This window comes from Sphingobium trunci, assembly GCF_022664535.1.
Lineage (GTDB): Bacteria > Pseudomonadota > Alphaproteobacteria > Sphingomonadales > Sphingomonadaceae > Sphingobium.
Genome location: NZ_JAKUJY010000066.1, coordinates 1 through 1,043 on the forward strand (window position 1 = coordinate 1; position 1,043 = coordinate 1,043).

The 1,043-nt window shown below is 66.9% G+C and carries 1 protein-coding gene and 1 pseudogene; both read right to left on the reverse strand.

Annotated elements, in window-relative coordinates; translation table 11 throughout:
- Positions 1 to 596: pseudogene (locus MJ601_RS21760) on the reverse strand (hypothetical protein); the annotation flags it as partial.
- A 15-nt stretch (positions 597 to 611) separates the two neighbouring features.
- On the reverse strand, positions 612 to 1,043 hold a 432-nt coding region (locus MJ601_RS21765), incomplete at its 5' end, for a sulfotransferase family protein (RefSeq protein ID WP_242130480.1).

The window sequence follows — 1,043 nt, forward strand, 5'->3', positions numbered from 1 at the left end:
GTGCCCTCGAAGCGCCGCTCTTCCTCGCCCTCCACCAGGAAGCGGCCGGTGCAGCGGAAGAGCTGCTCATGACGATGCCCGCCGATCGCGCCGACGGCCAGCGCGGTGGCACTGTCGCCCGATTGCGCGGCCTGTTCCCCGGGTGTCCAGGGCGGCGCGGCCATGACGGTCTCCACCTCGATCAGCACATGCTTGCGCGGCCCGTCAGCGACGCCGCGCGCCTGGTCCTGCACCGTGGTTTCGTAGGCCGGGCCGTCGAAGGTCATCGTCCAGCGCGTCAGCGGCTCCTTCACTTCGAAGGTCAGCGGCCCCGCATTCAGCGTCACCGCCCGGCCGTCCACCATCTTCTGCGGCGCGACGCCATGGCCGCCCGCGCCGATCAGCACGCGCCCGTCGGGAAAGGCGATGTTGGCGACGACGCCGCGATTGTCCCATTCGTCCGCCACCGCCTCTATGCACATGCGCGGAAAGGCGAAGCGCCCGTCATTGTCGCAAACCCACATCGACACGCTGTCGCGCATCTGCGGATTGTCAGGCCGCGCGCCAAGGGGATAGTCGAATGCCGGATCGTAACCGCCGGTCAGGTCGAAAGCCATGCGCTTCTCCTTGTGTCAGTCCTGGCTGGTGAAATGGCTGTCCAGATAGGGGGCGAAACGCGCATGCACCTGCGCGCGGGTCAGCCCCGCATCTTCCAGCGTATAGCGGTGCGCCCCATGCTTGTCCTTGGGCTTGTCATCCAGGAAGCGCTGCATCGCCGTTTCCGCCTGCGGCGTCAGTTCCAGCCCGAAATGATCGTAGATCGACCGCACCGACCGCATCGGATCGGCCACCAGCCTTTCATAATGGACATCGACGAACCGGCCCGCCTGCGCCGGATCGGCGCGGAAGGCGAGCGTGCGTTCCAGCGCGGTCGCCCACATCTCCATCTGTGCCTGCCCGATCGCGGCCTGATCGACATGGGGATAGGTCCAGCGCCGGATCGTCGCGATCAGGCTGGCGAGCGAGGGCAAAGTCGATGCCGGATCACGGTGGGGAAAGACGAT